Source organism: Streptomyces sp. NPDC059002 (assembly GCF_042740435.1).
GTDB lineage: Bacteria > Actinomycetota > Actinomycetes > Streptomycetales > Streptomycetaceae > Streptomyces.
Window position 1 is genome coordinate 57,849 of the sequence record NZ_JBHYJI010000007.1, and the last position, 17,844, is coordinate 75,692.

Sequence of the window (17,844 nt, forward strand, 5' to 3'; positions counted from 1 at the left end):
CTTATTCCGTTCTTTCGGCTTCGACCCCTATGGAGGGTGATGTGCAGGGTGATGTGAGTACTCCGGTCTTCGAGGACATATCCGTGGCGCGCGACTGCCCCTGCGCGGGCTGCGCGCGGGAGCGGCTCGAACTGCGCGCGTCCGGCGGCTCCCGGGCCAGTACGCGCGCGGCGGCCGCCGTGGCGCTCGGCGCGGTGCTGACGGGCACGGGAGCGGGCGCGGCGCACGCCTTGGAGCAGCCGTCCTTCGCGACGCAGGCCACGACACCGCAGGGACAAGGCGCCCCGGGCCCACTCGTCGCCCGACCGGCGTCGACCCGACCAGCGACCGCCCAAGCCGCAACCGCCCTGGCGGCAACCACCCAGGCCACGGCCACAACCACCGTCACAAGAACCGCATCCACCCCGATGCGCCTGACCCGCGCGCAGATCATGGCGCGCGCCCAGACCTGGGTCGACGCCCGGGTGTCGTACAGCATGGGCGCGTACTACCAGGGCTACCGCAAGGACTGCTCGGGCTATGTGTCGATGGCCTGGGGCCTCGGCAGCAATCAGTGGACGGGCAGCCTCGCCGCCTATGGCGTACGCATCAGCAAGAGCCAGCTGAAGCCCGGCGACATGCTGCTGTTCCACAACCCGTCGAACCCGAGCGCCGGTTCGCACGTGACGATCTTCGGCGGCTGGACGGACTCGTCGAAGACCCGCTACATGGCGTACGAGCAGACGCGGCCGCACACGCTGAAGCGGTCGACGCCGTACGCGTACTGGAACAACTCGGGCCGCTACGTGCCCTACCGCTACAAGTACCTCGCGGAGGGCGGCGGCTCCGGCGGCTCGTCGGGCACCGCGTTCCCCGGTGCGTCCGCCTTCGGCCCCGGGGCGGTCAACGGTCACATCACCGAGCTCGGCAGGATGCTGGTCAAGCGCGGCGGCGGGAAGTTCTACCGGGAGGGCCCGGGCCCGCGCTGGTCGGACGCCGACCGCAGGGCGACGCAGGCGTTCCAGAAGGCGCAGGGCTGGCAGGGCTCGGAGGCGGACGGCATTCCGGGGCCCGCGACCTGGCGCTATCTGCTGGAGGGCAAGGGCAAGAACATCGGCGGGGGCTCGGGCGGCGGCGGCACGGGCGGCGGCGGAAGCTCGGCCACCGCGTTCCCCGGCAAGCAGCACTTCCGGCCGGGCCAGTCCAACGCCCACGTCACCAAGCTGGGCAAGCAGCTGGTGAAGAAGGGCTACGGCAAGCACTACACGCAGGGCCCGGGCCCGCGCTGGTCCGAGTCCGACCGGCGCAACGTGGAGGCGTTCCAGCGGGCCCAGGGCTGGCGGGGCCCGGACGCGGACGGCTACCCGGGTCCGGAGACGTGGCGCAGACTCTTCCGCTGACGCGACCCACGCGACCCGCATGCCCCGCATGCCCCGCATGCCCCGCGTGACCCACGCACCCGCGTGACCCGCACGACGGACGGCGCCCGCACCCCCGCGGCGGGCGCCACCGCCCACACCGTCCACCACCCCCACGTACGCACACCCCCTACGTACGCGCCCCGTCCCCCCTCACCCGCTGCGGCAACGCCGAATTGACGTCCCGCAACTGCCTCCCGCCCTCCCGGCACCTCGCGCACCGATGCAGATGCGAGGAGACGGCCGCGGTGTGCCGCCGCACGGAACGCCCCCGCAAGGAGGCCACGACGCGGTCCATGACGTCGGCGCATTCCGCGTCGGCGGGGCTCACATGGCGGCGCAGATATCCGGCCCGCAACGCCTCTTTGGACCGGTAGACGAGCGAGGAGGCGGCGCTGGACGCGATCCCGAGCCGCTCCCCGATCTGCCGCGCGCCCTTTTCCTCGAAGGCGAAGAGCCGTACGGCGATACGGCGTTGCTCGGAAAGCCCGAGGAACGCCTCACGGGCACACGCCGCGTCGAAGTGCGCCGTGGCCCGGCAGGAGTGTTCACCGGGCCGGTCGGGCAATTCGGCGACGGGGAGTTCCCGGTGGCGCCGCGCGGCGATCCGGGCGGCGGCCCTGCGCACGGAAACCCTCAGATATCCGGGGACGTTGCCGACGGGACCGCGGCCGCCGCGCAGTGCCTGCAAAAGCCCGAGCATCGCCTCGGACACGGCGTCCTCGGCATCGGCCGCACTGCCGCGCGTACAGCCGACGGCACACTGCCGGGCCATCGCCACATGGCGTTCCCACAGCACACGGAATGCCCGCGGATCTCCGCCGCGGACCTGCTCGCACAGCTCCGAATCCTCGATGTCATCGGCGTACTCGATGTCATGGGCGTACTCGGCGTACTCGGCAGCCTCGAAACTCTCGACGTGCACGAACTGGCCTTTCGGTTGTGCGGAATGCGCTGCGATTCAGCGTTCCGCGCACCGTCAGGCAGGTTGCGCCACCAAAGTGGACACTTCACACCAAAGGGAGACAACTGCCCGCACCTTTGGTCACACCGCCACCACTGACACCACCCGCACCATCCGCAGCGCCTCCCGCACCGCCCCCATCGACCCCGCCCGAAAGCCCCAGCTCATACGCCAGGATGGCCGCCTGCGTCCGGTTCTCCAGGCCGAGCCTGCGCAGGATCCGCGACACATACGTCTTCACGCTGGTCAGCGACAGATGCAGCGCCTCGGATATCTCCTTGTTGCTCATTCCGGCGCCGACCAGGGCGAGCACCTTCACTTCGCCCTCGCCGAACGACGCGACTTTCCCGGCGAGTTCCGCGACCCGGGGAAGCCGCGCACGCGGCGCGGGGCGCGTCATCAGACGCTTCATGACGGAGTGCGAGAGAACACTCGCACCGGCCGCGACGGAGCGTACGGAAGAGAGCAGTTCACGCGGTGAGGAGGTCTTCAGGAGAAGTCCCGCCGCACCAGCCTCGAATGCCGCGAGAACCGCTTCATCGGTGTCGTAGTTGGTCAGGACAAGTACCCGTGCGGAAGGCGTGGAACGGGCCAGTTGAATCGTCGCGTCAATTCCGTCGACACCCGGCATGCGCAGATCGAGAAGCACCACGTCGGGGACGAGTTCCCGGGCCATGCTCACCACTTCGGCACCGTCGCACGCCTCACCCACGACCACCATGTCGTCGGCCGCGCCGAGCAGGGTGCGCAGGCCCGCGCGTATCACGGGCTGGTCATCGGCGACGAGTACGCGAACCACGTTCATTCTTGCCTTAATTGAAGCGCGGGTGGTCGTGTCATGCGCTTGATAATAACGGGGAGTCCCCTCAACTCCGGCTTCCGGCTCAGGACTTTCGACCATTACGGAAAGCCGCCGGGAGAACGTAAAGTCCTATACCGGGATCGGTGTACAGCGCGACGAGCCAGGTGACGACGTGACAGGCAGACAGGCAGACGGGCCGCACTCATGAGTACGCGGAGGGCACCCCGTCGAGCCATCCGCGCCTGGGCCGCGCAACCCCCCGCCCGGCGCGCCGCGATCACCGACGTGTCGATCGCCGTCGCCGTCCTGGTGCCGTCTCTCATCGCCCTGCCCTCGGGCGGCGGCGACCTGCTCCGGGTGCGGCTCGTGACGCTGCTGCTCGCCGGCGCCCTGCTCGTACCGCGCCGCCGTGTCCCCTGTCTCGCGCTGCTCGCGGCCTCCGTGGCCACGCTCCTCGACTACTCCTCGCGGCTCACCATGATGGCCGCGTCCTACGCCGTAGCCGTCTACCAGCGGCGCTTCCGGGTCGCCGTCCTGCTGCTGCCCGTACTCCTCGGCATCCTGTACTCCCTGGACGTACCGCCCGACGACCGGCTCGACCTGGACGGGCTCGTCGCCTTCACCGCGGACGTCCTGCTGCCCGCCCTGACCGGCTTCGCCGTGCGCCGGCAGCGCCGCTACGGACGGGCCGTACGGCGTGGCAACCGCATCGTCGACGGACTCATCGAAGGCACCGCCGACCTCGCCGTCGAACGGGAAAGGGCGCGCCTGGCCAGGGACCTGCACGACGGCATCGGACACCAGCTCAGCATCGCCGCCCTCTACGCGGGCGTACTCGAACAGCGGGCCGCGGGCGACGAGCGCCTGAGCGCCCCCGCGCGCACCGTCCAGGACGCCTGCGCGGGCGCCGCACGGCAGCTCTCCGGCGTCCTCGGCGTGCTGCGCGGCCAGGGCGGCACGGCCGAGAGGACCGACCCGCGGGGCTCCATCACGGAGCTGGTGCACTCGCTGCGCGCGGCGGGACTCGACGTGCGCTTCCCCGCGGCACAGGGCCCCGCGGTCCTGCTCCCCCAGGAAACGGCGCTCACCGTCTTCCGCATCGCGCAGGAGGCGCTCACCAACGCCCTCAAGCACGCGCCGGGCGCCCGCGTCGACGTGACGCTGGAGCGGGACGGCACCGGCACGGTCACCCTGCGCGTGGTCAACGGCCCGGCCCGGCACCCCCGCTGGGGCGCGCCGTCGAGCGGCCTCGGCCTGCGCGGCATGCGGGAACGCGCCCAGGCCTGCGGGGCGACGCTCGCCACGGGCCCGCTGCCGGAGGGCGGCTTCGCGGTACGCCTCGACGTACCGCTCCCCGACGGACCGACCCGCTCCGCCCCGGACCAATCCGCGGACCGCGCCGCCCCGAATCAAGGGGGAGAGACGGCGACCTGACGGGTGTTCCGGCGGCCGGGCCCGCGCGGCGCGACCGCCCCGCGACGAGGAGGCCCTGCCGATGGCCACGACAGCCGGGACGACCGCACGATCCGTGCCGCCCAAGCCATCCGCGCCCCCCGCGCCGGCCACCCCGCCCGACATCCGGCAGCCCCGATGAGGCCCACCGAACGCGGCGCCCCCGCCGCCCCGCCCCCGCCCTCCCGGGCCGTCCTCGACGCCCATCTGATGGACGTGGCGCGCGGCGACCAGGACGCCTTCGCCCGGGTGTACGACGCCGTGAGCGGCCCGGTGCTCGGCCTGGTCCGCAGCGTGCTCCGGGACCCCGCGCAGTCGGAGGAGGTCACCCAGGAGGTGCTCGTCGAGGTCTGGCGGACCGCGGCCCGTTTCCGGCCCGAGAAGGGCAGCGCGATGACCTGGGTGATGACCCTGGCGCACCGCCGCGCGGTGGACCGGGTGCGGTCGGCGCAGGCGAGCACCGAGCGGGAGCACCGGGCGGCGCTCCTCGCCGAGCTGCCCGCGTACGACGAGGTGGCCGAGCAGGTCGAGGCGCGCCTGGAACAGCAGCGGGTGCGGCGCTGCCTGGGCGCGCTCACCCGGCTCCAGCGGGAGGCGGTGACCCTCGCCTACTACCGGGGACTCACCTACCGCGAGGTCGCCCAGCTCCTGGCGCTGCCGCTCGGCACCGTCAAGACCCGCCTGCGCGACGGCCTGATCCGGCTGCGCGACTGCCTGGGGGTGAGCGCGTGACCACCGCCGACCTGCACACCGCGACCGGCGCGTACGTCCTGCACGCGCTGGCCCCGGCCGAACGCACCGCGTTCGAGCGGCACTTGGCCCGCTGCCCGGCCTGCGCCCAGGAGGTGCGCGAACTGGCCGCGACCGCGACGCGGCTCGGCCTGGCCGCCCCCGCGTCGCCCCCACCCCACCTGAGGGAGCAGGTGCTGCGGCAGATCACCGCGGTACGCCAGGAACCGCCCCGGATCCCGGCCCCCCTGCGGGCCCGCATCCGGCCGAGGCCCGCGTCCCGCTTCCTGCTCGCCGCCTGCCTCGCCGCCGCGGCGGCCTTCGGAGGGGTCGCGGTCTGGCAGTACGAGGCGGCCGAGAACGCCAGGACGGCGGCCCGGCAGGCCGAGCACCGCGCCGAGCGCCGGGCCGCCGAACTGGCCGCCGTGCTCGCCGCCCCCGACGCACGGACCGCCACCGGGACGCTCGCCGACGGCGCGCGTGCCACCGTGGTGGTCTCCGCACGCCGCGACCGCGCGGCGTTCCTCACCTCCGCGCTGCCGGACCTGCCCGCGGGCAAGGTGTACCAACTGTGGTTCGACGACGGGGGAAAGATGCGGCCCGCCGGGCTCCTGAAGGGCTCGGGCGGCACGAACGCCGTACTCATGGACGGCACGGTGGACGGCGCGTCCGGCATGGGCGTCACCGTCGAACCCTCCGGCGGCTCCCCCCGCCCCACCACGCCCCCACTCGGCCTCCTCGCCTTCCCCCCGCCCTCGGAAGCGAAGAGCTGACCGCGACCTGACGTGACCTGCCTCACACGATGTCACAGCGCTCGGCGACCCGGTGTCTTGAAGCCGTAACCCTGGAGACGGAGGAGACACCATGACCACGAACACCGAGGTCGTCGTGATCGGCGGCGGATACGCGGGCGTCATGGCGGCCAATCGCCTGACGCGGCGCGACGACGTGACCGTGACCCTGATCAACCCGCGCCCGGCCTTCGTACCGCGCCTGCGCCTGCACCAACTGGTGAGCGGCTCCCACGAAGCGGTCGTCGACTACGCGGAGGTCCTCGCCCCGGGCGTCCGGCTGCTCGTCGACAGCGTGACCGGCATCGACGCCGCCGGGCGCAGCGTGACTTCGGCGGGCGGCCGCACGATCGCCTACGACCACCTCATCTACGCGGCGGGCAGCGGCAGCGCCGACCTCGGTGTTCCCGGAGCGGCCGAGCACGCCCACCCGATCGCCACCCTGGAGGCGGCACGGCGGCTGCGGTCGGTGCTCGACGCCACCCCCGCGACGGCCGCGCTGACCGTCGTCGGAGCCGGTCCTTCCGGCATCGAGACCGCCGCCGAACTCGCCGAGAGCGGCCGCCGCGTCACCCTCCTCTGCGGCGGCGCGCTCGGCCCCTACCTGCACCCACGGGCGCGCCGCACGGCCACCAAGCGGCTCACCCGGCTCGGCGTGACCGTGCTCGCAGGCCCCGGCACCCGCGTCACGGCCGTGACCCGCGACACCGTGGAACTCGACGACGGCCGCACGCTGCCGAGCGACGTCACCATCTGGACCGCCGGCTTCGGCGTACCCGATCTGGCCGCGCGCAGCGGCCTGAGCACCGACGCCGTGGGGCGCCTGCTCACGGACGAGACGCTGACCAGCGTCGACGACGAACGCATCGTCGCGGCCGGGGACTCGGCGGCGCCGTCGGACCTGCCGTTCCGGATGAGCGCCTACGCCGCGGGATGCCTGGGCGCGCACGCCGCCGACACGGTGCTCCACCGCATCGCGGGCGACCGGCCCACCCCCGTCGACCTGTCGTTCCCCGCCATGTGCGTCAGCCTGGGACGCCGTACCAGCATCTTCCAGTTGGCACACAAGGACGACACCGCGATGCGGCTCTACATCGGCGGCCGCGCGGGCTCGGCGCTCAAGGAGATCGCCTGCCGTTCGAGCGTCAAGCACCTGAAGGACGAGGCACGCAAGCCCGGTTCGCACAGCTGGCCCAAGGGCGAGCACCGCCGCACCCTGCTGCGGGCCGGGCACGAAGGGACACCGGCCGCCGCGAACGCCGAACAATCGGCCTGACCCGCCGAACAATCGGCCTGACCCGCCGGGCAGTCGGCCTGCCCCGCCGCCCGCGAAGGAGAACGACCGCACCATGAGCGCCCACGCCACCACCCCTTCCGCCGCCCCCGACCCGGCGACCGACACCTTCGTCGCCCTGCGCAACCTGCTCTTCACCGTCGCCTACGAAATGCTCGGATCCGCGGCCGACGCCGAAGACGTCCTCCAGGAGACCTGGCTGCGCTGGATCAAGGTCGACATGGCACAAGTGACCGACCGGCGCGCCTACTTGGTCCGGATCACCACCCGGCAGGCGCTCAACCGGCTGCGCACCCTGAAGCGCCGCAAGGAGGCATACGTCGGCCCCTGGCTGCCCGAACCGATGCTCACCGCGCCGGACGTCGCCGAGGACGTCGAGCTCACCGAGCGCGTGTCGATGGCGATGATGCTCGTCCTGGAGAGTCTCACGCCGACCGAACGGGCCGTGTTCGTCCTGCGCGAGGTCTTCGACGTCGAGTACGGCGAGATCGCCGAGGCCGTCGGCAAGACCCCCGCGGCCGTCCGCCAAATCGCCCACCGCGCCCGCCGCCACGTCGACGCCCGCCGCCCCCGCAGGGCGGCCTCCCCGCGCGAGACCCGGGCCGCCCTCGAATCCTTCCGCCGCGCACTCGAGACCGGCGACCCGCAGGACCTCCTCGACGTGCTCGCCCCCGACGTCGTCCTGCTCAGCGACGGCGGCGGCGTCAAACGCGCCGCGGTACGCCCGGTCGTCGGCGCCGACAAGGTGGTCCGCTTCTACCTCGGCGGCACCGCCAAGGCGGCGGCCACGATCACCACCTCCCCCACCCTGCTCAACGGCAGTCCCGCCCTCCTCGTACGCGTGGACGGCGACATCGACGGCATCATGGCGATCCACGTCGAGGACACCCGCATCACCGGCCTCTACTACGTACGCAACCCGGAAAAACTCACCCGCGTGGAAACCGAGACCGCCCTCACCCTGCGCTGACCGACCCGCGGCCGCCGCACCCGCCCGCTCAGCCGCCGCCCCCGTCCGCTCAGAGGTCCAGCCGGGCGCGGTCGAGCGTGGCCGCGGAGCGGGCGATGAAGTCCTTGCGGGGTGCCACATCGTTGCCCATGAGCAGGTCGAAGACCTGCTCCGCCCCGTCCAGGTCACCGATGTTGATGCGGCGCAGGGTGCGGTGGCGCGGCTCCATGGTCGTCTCGGCCAGCTGGTCGGCGTCCATCTCGCCCAGGCCCTTGTAGCGCTGGATGGAGTCCTTGTAGCGGATGCCCTTGCGCTGGAACTCGGTGAGTGTCTCGCGCAGTTCGCGGTCCGAGTACGTGTAGACGTACTTGTCCTGGCCCTTCTTCGGCTGGATCAGCTCGATCCGGTGCAACGGCGGCACCGCGGCGAACACCCGGCCCGCCTCGACCATCGGCCGCATGTACCGCTGGAACAGCGTCAGCAGCAGGACCCGGATGTGCGCGCCGTCGACATCGGCGTCCACAAGGAGCACGATCTTCCCGTAGCGCGCCGCGCCGATGTCGAAGGTCCGGCCGGACCCCGCTCCGACGACCTGGATGATCGCGCCGCACTCCGCGTTCTTCAGCATGTCGGAGACCGACGCCTTCTGAACGTTGAGGATCTTGCCGCGGATCGGCAGAAGAGCCTGGAACTCGGAGTTCCGCGCCAACTTGGCCGTGCCGAGCGCGGAGTCCCCCTCGACGATGAACAGTTCACTGCGCTCCACGTCGTCGCTGCGGCAGTCGGCGAGCTTCGCGGGCAGGGAAGAGGACTCCAGCGCGGTCTTCCGGCGCTGCGTCTCCTTGTGCTGACGGGCCGCGATGCGCGTACGGGCCGCGGCGACGGCCTTCTCCATGACGGCACGGGCCTGCGCCCTCGCGTCCCGCTGCGAGTTCGTGGAGGCCAGGAACGCCTTCAACTCCTTGGCGATCACGTTGGCGACGATCCGGTTGGCCGCGGACGTACCAAGCACCTCCTTGGTCTGCCCCTCGAACTGCGGCTCCGCGAGACGGACCGTGACGACGGCCGTGAGGCCCTCCAGCACGTCGTCCTTGACCACGTCGTCCTCGGCCACCCGCAGCAACTTCTGGCTGCGCAGCACCTCGTTGACGGTCCTGGTGAGCGAGCGCTCGAAACCGGTGACGTGGGTGCCGCCCTTGGGGGTGGCGATGATGTTCACGAACGACTTCAGGGTGGTGTCGTACCCGGTGCCCCAGCGCAGCGCGACGTCCACCCCCAGCTCCCGGGTGACCTCGGTCGGCGTCATGTGGCCGCGCTCGTCCAGAACCGGCACCGTCTCCTTGAAGGTGCCCCGCCCGGAGAAGCGGAGGACATCGCACACCGCCTTGTCCTGAGCCAAGTACTCGCAGAACTCGCTGATCCCGCCGTCGAACCGGAACGTCTCCGTGCTCGCGCCCCCGCCGTCCGGATCCCGTTCGTCGCGTACGACGATGGTGAGACCCGGCACCAGGAACGCGGTCTGGCGGGCCCGTTGGTGCAGCGTCTCCAGGGACAGCTCGGCGTCCTTGAGGAAGATCTGGCGGTCGGCCCAGTAGCGCACGCGCGTGCCCATGCGCGCCTTCGGCACCTTGTGCGTACGACGCAGTCCGGCGGCCGGAGTGAAGGGGGCGTCCGGGCCTTCCCCGGCGTAGACGCCAGGCGTGCCGCGACGGAAGCTGATGGCGTGGGTACGGCCGTGCCGGTCGACCTCGATGTCCAGGCGGGCGGAGAGGGCGTTCACCACGGAGGCGCCCACGCCATGCAGACCGCCGGAAGCGGCGTACGAGCCGCCGCCGAACTTCCCGCCCGCGTGCAGCTTGGTGTACGCGACCTCGACGCCCGAAAGCCCCGACCTGGGTTCGGTGTCGACGGGGATGCCGCGCCCGTTGTCGCGCACCTCCACCGAACCGTCGCCGTGCAGGATCACCTCGATGCGGTCGCAGTGTCCGCCCAGGGCCTCGTCGACGGAGTTGTCGATGATCTCCCACAGACAGTGCGTCAGACCTCGGCTGTCGCTGGACCCGATGTACATGCCGGGGCGTTTGCGGACCGCTTCGAGACCTTCCAGGACCATCAGGTGCCGCGCGGTGTAGTCGGAACTGTCCGGCGCTGGACGGCCGGTGGGCGGAACGATGGACGTGCTCACGCAGTGCTCTCCTCAACAACTCGTGGGGCTCGCGGGGCTCATGAGGGCGTATGGGGACTCAGGGGGACTCATGGGGACTCACGAAGGGGGACCGAACGACGTCTCAGATGTCGAGGAACCGAACATCCTTGGCATTGCGCTGGATGAACGAGCGCCGCGCATCGACGTCCTCCCCCATCAGCACCGAGAAGAGATCGTCGGCCACCGCCGCATCGTCGAGCGTGACCTGGCCGAGGACGCGGTGTTCCTGGTCCATCGTCGTGACGCGCAGCTCCTCCGCGTTCATCTCGCCGAGCCCCTTGAACCGCTGGACGGAGTCGTCCCTGACGCGGCGCCCCTGCTCCAGGCCCCGCGCGATGAGCGCGTCGCGCTCGCGGTCGGAGTAGGCGTACTCGATGTCGTCCCGGCCCCACTTGATCTTGTAGAGCGGCGGCCGCGACAGATAGACGTGCCCGGCCTCGACCAGCGGCCGCATGAAGCGGAACAGGAAGGTCAGGAGCAGCGTGTTGATGTGCTGACCGTCGACGTCGGCGTCCGCCATCAAGATGATCTTGTGGTAGCGGAGCTTCTCGATGTCGAAGTCCTCGTGCACACCCGTACCGAAGGCGGAAATGAGCGCCTGGATCTCCTGGTTGTGCAGGATCTTGTCGATCCGGGCCTTCTCGACGTTCAGGATCTTCCCTCGGATCGGCAGGATCGCCTGGTACGCCGGATTGCGGCCGGACTTCGCCGAACCACCGGCGGAGTCACCCTCGACGATGAAGATCTCGCTCTTCGCCGGGTCGTTGGACTGGCAGTCGGAGAGCTTGCCGGGCAGGGCCGCCGACTCCAACAGGCCCTTGCGGCGGGTCAGATCGCGCGCCTTGCGGGCCGCCACCCGGGCGGTGGCCGCCTGGATCGCCTTGCGGACGATGTCCGCGGCCTCGTTCGGGTTCCGGTCGAACCAGTCCGTGAGGTGCTCGTGCACGACCTTCTGCACGAAGGTCTTCGCCTCCGTGTTGCCCAGCTTGGTCTTGGTCTGCCCCTCGAACTGGGGCTCGCCCAGCTTCACCGAGACGATCGCGGTCAGACCCTCGCGGATGTCCTCACCGGAGAGGTTGCCGTCCTTCTCCCGCAGCATCCTCTTGTCACGCGCATACCGGTTGACGACTGTGGTCAGCGCCGTACGGAAGCCCTCCTCGTGCGTACCGCCCTCATGCGTGTGGATGGTGTTGGCGTACGAATAGACGCTGTCGGAGAACTGGCTGTTCCACTGCAACGCGGCCTCCACCGACAGCAACCGCCCGGTGTCCTCGGCGACGATGGAGACGACGGACGGATGAACCGGCTCTCCCTTACGGGCGTTGAGGTACGTCACGAAGTCGACGATCCCGCCGTCATAGCGGTACGACACCGTCTTCGCCGCCTGCCGCTCGGCGGCATCCGACCCGGCCTCGTCGGCCGTGGCCGTCGCCCGGGCGGACGGCCGCTCGTCGGTCAGGGTCAGCGTGAGCCCCTTGTTGAGGAACGCCATCTCCTGGAAGCGCCGCGACAGCGTCTCGAAGGAGTACTCCGTGGTCTCGAAGATGCCCCCGTCCGCCCAGAACGTCAGCGACGTACCCGTCTTCGACGTCGCCTCGTGCCGGGCCAGCGGCGCGACCGGAGCCCCGCCCTTGTAGTCCTGGCTCCAGCGGTGGCCGTCGGTCCAGATCTCCGCCGACAGCCGGGTCGACAGCGCGTTCACCACGGACAGGCCCACACCGTGCAGACCACCGGAGACCGCGTACCCGCCGCCCCCGAACTTGCCGCCCGCGTGCAGCACGGTCAGGACGACCTCCACCGCCGGCCGCTTCTCCACCGGGTGCATGCCCACCGGAATGCCGCGTCCGTTGTCCACGACCCGGACCCCGCCGTCGGCCAGGACCGTCACATCGATGCGGTCGGCCACCCCGGCCAACGCCTCGTCGACGGAGTTGTCGACGATCTCCTGCACCAGATGATGCAGACCACGCTCACCGGTCGAGCCGATGTACATGCCCGGCCTCTTGCGCACCGCGTCAAGGCCGTCCAGAACGGTGATCGCATTGGCGTCGTACGCGCCCTGCTCGACGTCGGAGGTGCCGGTCATGGAAGGCATGCCGGAATCAGAATCGGAATCGGAATCGGTCACAGATGCTCTCTTTTCGGGCACGACAAGCCGCACTCCCACACCACGGCGCGAGAGCGGTCAGGTCACTGGACGGAATCACGAGCCACGGGCAGGCCAAAAAAGACCCTCCGGGCCACACGTCACGGCACTCACCAAGAGGCCGAGACGCATTCCAGAATACCGAGCATCCCCCCGGATCAAAGGGCCACAAGACCCCTGCATCGCAACCTGCGGGGCGAACTCCCCACCCGACAATCCCCCCTACCCCCATCACTCACCAGGCTGCGAGAGAGCCACTCAAGCGCGCCCTGGATGTCACACTGCACAGGGCTACGGGGACTATTCCAAACACTTCCCGCCCCGAGGGGAAACCCACATGGCGTCCCGGATCGCAGACCTCGTCCAGCAACTGGACGGCACCGCGGACGAGTCCATGGATGCCCGCGCCGAACTGATCCACATCGGCACCCCCGCCATCCCCGCCATCCCCGCCATCGCCGACGGCCTGCCGTCCCTCGACAGCTTCGGCCGGCTGACCGCGATCGAGGTCTTCGAGGAACTCCGGGACCCACGCTGCGGCCCCGTACTGATCGGGCTACTCGCCGACCTGGGCACAGAGGAGGCGGTGGAACCCCTGCGGCGCGCCTACCGCGCCTGCCTGCAGCGGGCGACACCACCGGACTGGAGCGAGCCGAGCGGCTTCCGCTGGGCCCTCACAGAACTGGGCGCCAGTCGCTCGGCGTCGGCTCGGTCCGCCAACGAGCCCGTAGAACCCCGTCGTTGTCAGGCATGACAGCGGTACACAGAGGCACACGCTCACCCTCGTATACGGACAGCAGCGCGGCGGCCGAGGCGCCGGAGATCAGGGCGGACAGTTCCGGGAACTCGCCCTCGTCAGCGATGACGCTGTGGAGGTGACCGTCCTTGCCCTGCCAGACGCCTTCGACGAGTCCGTCCTCGGGGAGGGTGCTCAGGACGGCATCGATGTCGCGGGACAGGGGCGGCCAGACGGCCAGGCGGGCCCGGGGAGCCAGCCCGGCGCGCACGGCGCCGATGGTTTCCCGGCTGAGCTGGTGCCATCGCGAGGCACCTTCCAGATACGTCTCCTCCAGGATTCCGGCGCGCCCTGCGGCGACGGCCCGGTGCAGGTCGGACCAGAACTCATCGTCTCCGGGCCGCTGCACACCTTCCTCCTCGGCCTCGAAGGCGTACGGGGATTCAGCCATACGTTCGGGGAACAGCCCGAGCCCGCGGGTACGGGTCAGTGCCTTCTCGCACGGCCGGCTGCTGCTGACGTAGAGGTACTGGTCCCATCCCACGTGGACCGCGAAGGTGTCCTCCACTTCCAGCCGACACCAGGCGCCGCCGTCACGCAGCATGACCCGCACCAGCTCCAGGGCGAGTTCGAGCGACACCTCCGCCCCGTCGTGGAAGCCGGCCGGACCGCACGGGAAGAGGGCGTCCAGCCCGAAGCCGTCCATCGAGGGCTCCGCACCGAAGTGCGCGAGCGACGGAACCCCTGGTTCGCGTACGACCAGGTGATCGACGGCGGTGTCCTCGGCGAAGGCCGCGACCGCCTGAAGGTAGGCCGCCTCGACCATGCCGTGGTCGCTGACGGTGTCCTCCGCGCCGGTGTAGTGCCCATGCTCGTCGCGGTCGGCGGGGTCGTATCGGGTGACGCGGTAGACGTAGGTCAGCACACCCTCATCTTTCTGCACGCGCGCGAAGAGCGGACGCCGAGGTCCGACAGGTCGTACGGGAACGGGGTCGACGGCACCGAGGACGCCCCGCTCTCCTGGGCGGAGCTGATGCTGGACGACGAGACGGGCACGCCCCCCTTCGAGCCCATCACCATGAGGTGGGGGTCGCGGCAGGGCCTGAACCACTTCTGGTCATGGAGTCCGCAGTGGAAAGCCGCCGCCGGCCACGCATCCCACGGCACCCCGGCCCCGTGCCCCGCCACACCCGGAGCAACAAAAACCCCAGGCCACGGAAAACGTGACCTGGGGTTCAAGATGAGCCGCCTTCGGGATTCGAACCCGAGACCTACGCATTACGAGTGCGTTGCTCTGGCCATCTGAGCTAAGGCGGCGCGCCGTCCGCACCATGGTGCGATCAGCAACGCGCCCAAGTCTACACAGTTTCCGGGGGTGCTCCGTCCACCCCCCTCGGAGGGCTATGAGCAGCGCTTTCCGTCCTTGGGGGCGGCGCCTTCCAGGAGGTAGGTGTTGATCGTGGAGTCGATGCAGTCGCTGCCCCTGCCGTACGCCGTGTGGCCGTCGCCCTCGTAGGTGAGGAGGCGGCCGGAGTCGAGCTGGGAGGCCAGGGAGCGGGCCCAGCGGTAGGGGGTGGCGGGGTCGCGGGTGGTGCCGACGACCACGATGGGGGCCGCGCCCTTCGCCTCGATGCGGTGGGGCTCGCCGGTGGCCTTGACCGGCCAGGACGCGCAGTTCAGCGCGGACCAGGCGAGGCCCTCGCCGAAGACGGGGGACGCCTTCTCGAAGTCGGGCAGCGCCTTGCGCACCTCGTCCGGGGAGGAGAAGGACGGCGGCAGGTCCAGGCAGTTCACGGCGGCGTTGGCGAACATGAGGTTCGCGTACGTGCCGTCGCCGTCGCGTTCGTAGTAGCTGTCGGAGAGCCCGAGCAGGCCCGCACCGTCCCGCTCCTTGATCGCGGAGGTGAGCGCGTCGCGCAGCTGGGGCCAGGCTCCCTCGTCGTACATCGCGGCGATCACGCCCGTCGTGGCGAGCGCCTCGCCGAGTGTGCGGCCGCCGCCGCTGTCGCCCGTGGCCAGGGGCGTGCGGTCCAGCTCGCCGAAGAAGGACTTCAGGCGCTTGCCCGCCGACTCGGGGGTGCCCGTGCCGAGCGGGCACTCCGCGCCGCGCGTCACGCAGTCCTTCGCGAACGACTGGAACGCCGTCTCGAACCCGGCGGTCTGGTCGCGGTTCATCCGGCGCGCGGGCAGCGCCGGGTCCATCGCGCCGTCCAGGACGAGGCGGCCCACGCGCTCCGGATACAGCCCGGCGTACGTCGCGCCGAGGAACGTGCCGTACGAGGCGCCGACGTACGACAGTTTCTCGTCGCCGATGGCCGCCCGCAGGACGTCCATGTCGCGGGCCGCCTCGACCGTGGAGACATGCGGCAGGACCGTCGCCGAACGCTTTTTGCAGCCGTCCGCGAACTCCTCGAAGGCGGTGCGGAGTTCACCGGTCTCGCGCCGGTCGTCGGGGGTGACGTCGGTCTGCGTGTACGCGTCCATGCCCTTGCCGTCCAGGCAGGTCACGGGTTCGCTGCGGGCCACGCCGCGCGGGTCGACGGCCACCATGTCGTAGCGGGCCCTGACCTCTTCGGGGTAGCCGAGTGCCGCGTACGACTGGAGGTAGCCGATCGCCGAGCCGCCGGGGCCGCCCGGGTTGACCAGGAGCGAGCCGAGCCGCCCGCTCTTCTTGGTGGCCTGCTTGCGGGCCACCGCCAGCTTGATGTCGCCCGCGCCGGGCTTGGCGTAGTCGAGCGGGGCCTTCATCGAGGCGCATTGGAACCCGGGCACGCCGCACTCGTGCCAGCTCAGCTTCTGCCCGTAGTACGGCGCGAGCTCCGAAGGTGTCGCGCGGGGCAGCGCGGCCATGGAGGCGTCCGCCGTCGAACTCCCGGACGAGCAGCCGGAGATGAGCAGCCCGGTGGTCACGAGCAGGGTGCCGCAGGTACGGAAGGAGAGGAGACGGCTGTGACGGCCGCGACGGCTGATGTCCATCACGCGAGACTAACTCTCCGAGGTGGATCGATCACTCGTCGCACTCGTACGGGTGACAGCGTCAATCGGCAATCCGCCACCGTCAATCGGCGGGCCGCGCGCGGCCGTTCATCCCGCCCCAGTCCAGCACCCGCCCCCGCGCGGCCCGCCCTCACCCCGCCCGCAGCGCCACCGTCATCGCCTCGACCGCGAGCAGCGGCGCCACATTGCGGTCCAGGGCGGTGCGGCAGGCGCCGATGGCCTCGATGCGGCGGAGCGTCGACTCGGGCGAGGTGCCCACGGCCATGCGCTGCAGCATGTCCTGCACCTCGGTGTTGGCGATGGCGACCTGCGAGCCCAGCTGCAGGGCAAGGACGTCCCTGTAGAGCCCGGTCAGGTCGATGAGGGCGAGGTCGAGGCTGTCGCGCTGCGTACGGGTCCTGCGGCGCTTCTGCTTGTCCTCCAGGTCCTTCATCACGCCCGCGGTGCCGCGCGGCATCCGGCCGCCCTGCGCCGCGCCGAGCGCCGCCTTCAGCTCCTCGGTCTCCTTGGTGTCGATCTCCTCCGCGACCTGCTTGGCGTCCTCGGTCGCGGTGTCGATCAGCTCCTGCGCGGCCTTCAGGCAGCCGCCGATCTCCTGCACGCGCTGCGGCAGCTTGAGCACGGCGGCCCTGCGCTCACGCGCGCGTGGGTCGGTCGCGAGCCGCCGGGCACGGCCGATGTGCCCCTGCGTGGCCCGCGCCGCCGCCGCGGCGACGTCCGGCTCGATGCCGTCTCTTCGTACGAGCACGTCGGCGACGGCCGCCACCGGAGGCGTACGCAACGTCAGGTGCCGGCAACGGGAGCGGATGGTCGGCAGCACGTCCTCCAGGGAGGGCGCGCACAGGAGCCACACGGTGCGGGGTGCGGGCTCTTCGACGGCCTTCAGGAGGACGTTCCCCGCGCCCTCGGTGAGGCGGTCGGCGTCCTCCAGGACGATGACCTGCCAGCGTCCGCCCGCGGGCGACAACTGGGCGCGCCTGACCAGGTCGCGGGTCTCCTTGACGCCGATGGACAGCAGGTCGGTGCGCACGATCTCCACGTCCGCGTGCGTGCCGACCAGGCTGGTGTGGCAGCCGTCGCAGAAGCCGCAGCCGGGGGCGCCGCCGAGCGCGCGGTCCGGGCTGGTGCACTGCAGCGCGGCGGCGAAGGCGCGCGCGGCCGTGGACCGTCCCGACCCGGGCGGGCCCGTGAACAGCCAGGCGTGCGTCATCTTCGACGACTCGGGCGGCGGGGTGTCCGCGGCGACCGCGGTGACCAGCGCGTCGGCATCCCGGGCCGCCGCCCCGAGCTGCTCGCTCACGCGCTCCTGCCCCACCAGGTCGTCCCACACGCTCATGGGGTCACCGCCTCCGCCTTGCTCTCCGCACGTTTCGCGCTGTCG

Annotated in this window: 14 protein-coding genes and 1 tRNA gene; 7 read left to right on the forward strand and 8 right to left on the reverse strand. The window is 71.1% G+C overall.

The features are described 5' to 3' along the window. Nucleotides 1–53: 53 nt before the first annotated feature. On the forward strand, nt 54–1,379 hold the full coding sequence (locus tag ACFWZ2_RS09065) for a peptidoglycan-binding protein (protein WP_384543906.1): 1,326 nt from the start codon (nt 54–56) through the stop codon (nt 1,377–1,379). A gap of 148 nt (nt 1,380–1,527) precedes the next feature. Here ACFWZ2_RS09065 and ACFWZ2_RS09070 read toward each other — a convergent pair whose 3' ends face one another. Next, the gene (locus ACFWZ2_RS09070; protein ID WP_384543908.1) at nt 1,528–2,322 is read right to left on the reverse strand and encodes an RNA polymerase sigma factor; all 795 of its coding nucleotides are present in this window, start codon (nt 2,320–2,322) and stop codon (nt 1,528–1,530) included. A gap of 85 nt (nt 2,323–2,407) precedes the next feature. Further along, complete coding sequence (locus ACFWZ2_RS09075; RefSeq protein ID WP_384543910.1) at nt 2,408–3,262, reverse strand: response regulator; 855 nt, start codon at nt 3,260–3,262, stop codon at nt 2,408–2,410. 105 nt (nt 3,263–3,367) lie between these two features. Here ACFWZ2_RS09075 and ACFWZ2_RS09080 point away from each other — a divergent pair, with 105 nt between their 5' ends. The 5 genes from ACFWZ2_RS09080 (at nt 3,368) to ACFWZ2_RS09100 (ending at nt 8,399) form a co-directional block, all read left to right on the forward strand. Continuing rightward, complete coding sequence (locus tag ACFWZ2_RS09080) at nt 3,368–4,597, forward strand: sensor histidine kinase (protein WP_384543912.1); 1,230 nt, start codon at nt 3,368–3,370, stop codon at nt 4,595–4,597. A gap of 228 nt (nt 4,598–4,825) precedes the next feature. Continuing rightward, nucleotides 4,826–5,347, forward strand: a complete 522-nt coding sequence (sigK, locus tag ACFWZ2_RS09085) for an ECF RNA polymerase sigma factor SigK (RefSeq protein ID WP_384544181.1) — start codon at nt 4,826–4,828, stop codon at nt 5,345–5,347. After that, on the forward strand, nt 5,344–6,117 hold the full coding sequence (locus ACFWZ2_RS09090) for an anti-sigma factor domain-containing protein (protein WP_384543914.1): 774 nt from the start codon (nt 5,344–5,346) through the stop codon (nt 6,115–6,117). Before sigK ends, ACFWZ2_RS09090 begins: the two co-directional genes overlap by 4 nt. A gap of 91 nt (nt 6,118–6,208) precedes the next feature. Continuing rightward, a complete protein-coding gene (locus ACFWZ2_RS09095; RefSeq protein ID WP_384543916.1) occupies nt 6,209–7,411 on the forward strand; it encodes an NAD(P)/FAD-dependent oxidoreductase in 1,203 nt (400 codons plus the stop codon). 73 nt (nt 7,412–7,484) lie between these two features. Further along, on the forward strand, nt 7,485–8,399 hold the full coding sequence (locus ACFWZ2_RS09100) for an RNA polymerase sigma-70 factor (RefSeq protein ID WP_384543918.1): 915 nt from the start codon (nt 7,485–7,487) through the stop codon (nt 8,397–8,399). Between the two features lie 49 nt (nt 8,400–8,448). Here ACFWZ2_RS09100 and ACFWZ2_RS09105 read toward each other — a convergent pair whose 3' ends face one another. Next, a complete protein-coding gene (locus tag ACFWZ2_RS09105; RefSeq protein ID WP_384543920.1) occupies nt 8,449–10,563 on the reverse strand; it encodes a type IIA DNA topoisomerase subunit B in 2,115 nt (704 codons plus the stop codon). Between the two features lie 103 nt (nt 10,564–10,666). Further along, nucleotides 10,667–12,679 (reverse strand): DNA topoisomerase (ATP-hydrolyzing) subunit B, encoded by a 2,013-nt coding sequence (gene gyrB, locus ACFWZ2_RS09110; RefSeq protein ID WP_384543922.1) that lies wholly within the window; start codon nt 12,677–12,679, stop codon nt 10,667–10,669. Between the two features lie 388 nt (nt 12,680–13,067). On the opposite strand from gyrB, the gene ACFWZ2_RS09115 reads away from it, so the two are divergent. Then, a complete protein-coding gene (locus ACFWZ2_RS09115; protein WP_384543923.1) occupies nt 13,068–13,484 on the forward strand; it encodes a hypothetical protein in 417 nt (138 codons plus the stop codon). Here the strand turns inward: ACFWZ2_RS09115 and ACFWZ2_RS09120 are convergent. From ACFWZ2_RS09120 to ACFWZ2_RS09135, 4 genes are all read right to left on the reverse strand, one after another. Then, nucleotides 13,405–14,409 (reverse strand): RNA-binding protein, encoded by a 1,005-nt coding sequence (locus ACFWZ2_RS09120; protein ID WP_384543925.1) that lies wholly within the window; start codon nt 14,407–14,409, stop codon nt 13,405–13,407. The two genes, ACFWZ2_RS09115 and ACFWZ2_RS09120, sit on opposite strands and share 80 nt — an antisense overlap. A 300-nt stretch (nt 14,410–14,709) precedes the next feature. Continuing rightward, nucleotides 14,710–14,783 (reverse strand) — tRNA-Thr (locus ACFWZ2_RS09125). Nucleotides 14,784–14,867: 84 nt separating this feature from the next. After that, nucleotides 14,868–16,442: an alpha/beta hydrolase gene (locus ACFWZ2_RS09130; protein WP_384543927.1), complete on the reverse strand. Its 1,575-nt coding sequence runs from the start codon at nt 16,440–16,442 to the stop codon at nt 14,868–14,870. Between the two features lie 151 nt (nt 16,443–16,593). Next, nucleotides 16,594–17,799: a DNA polymerase III subunit delta' gene (locus ACFWZ2_RS09135; protein ID WP_384543929.1), complete on the reverse strand. Its 1,206-nt coding sequence runs from the start codon at nt 17,797–17,799 to the stop codon at nt 16,594–16,596. Between the last annotated feature and the right edge of the window lie 45 nt (nt 17,800–17,844).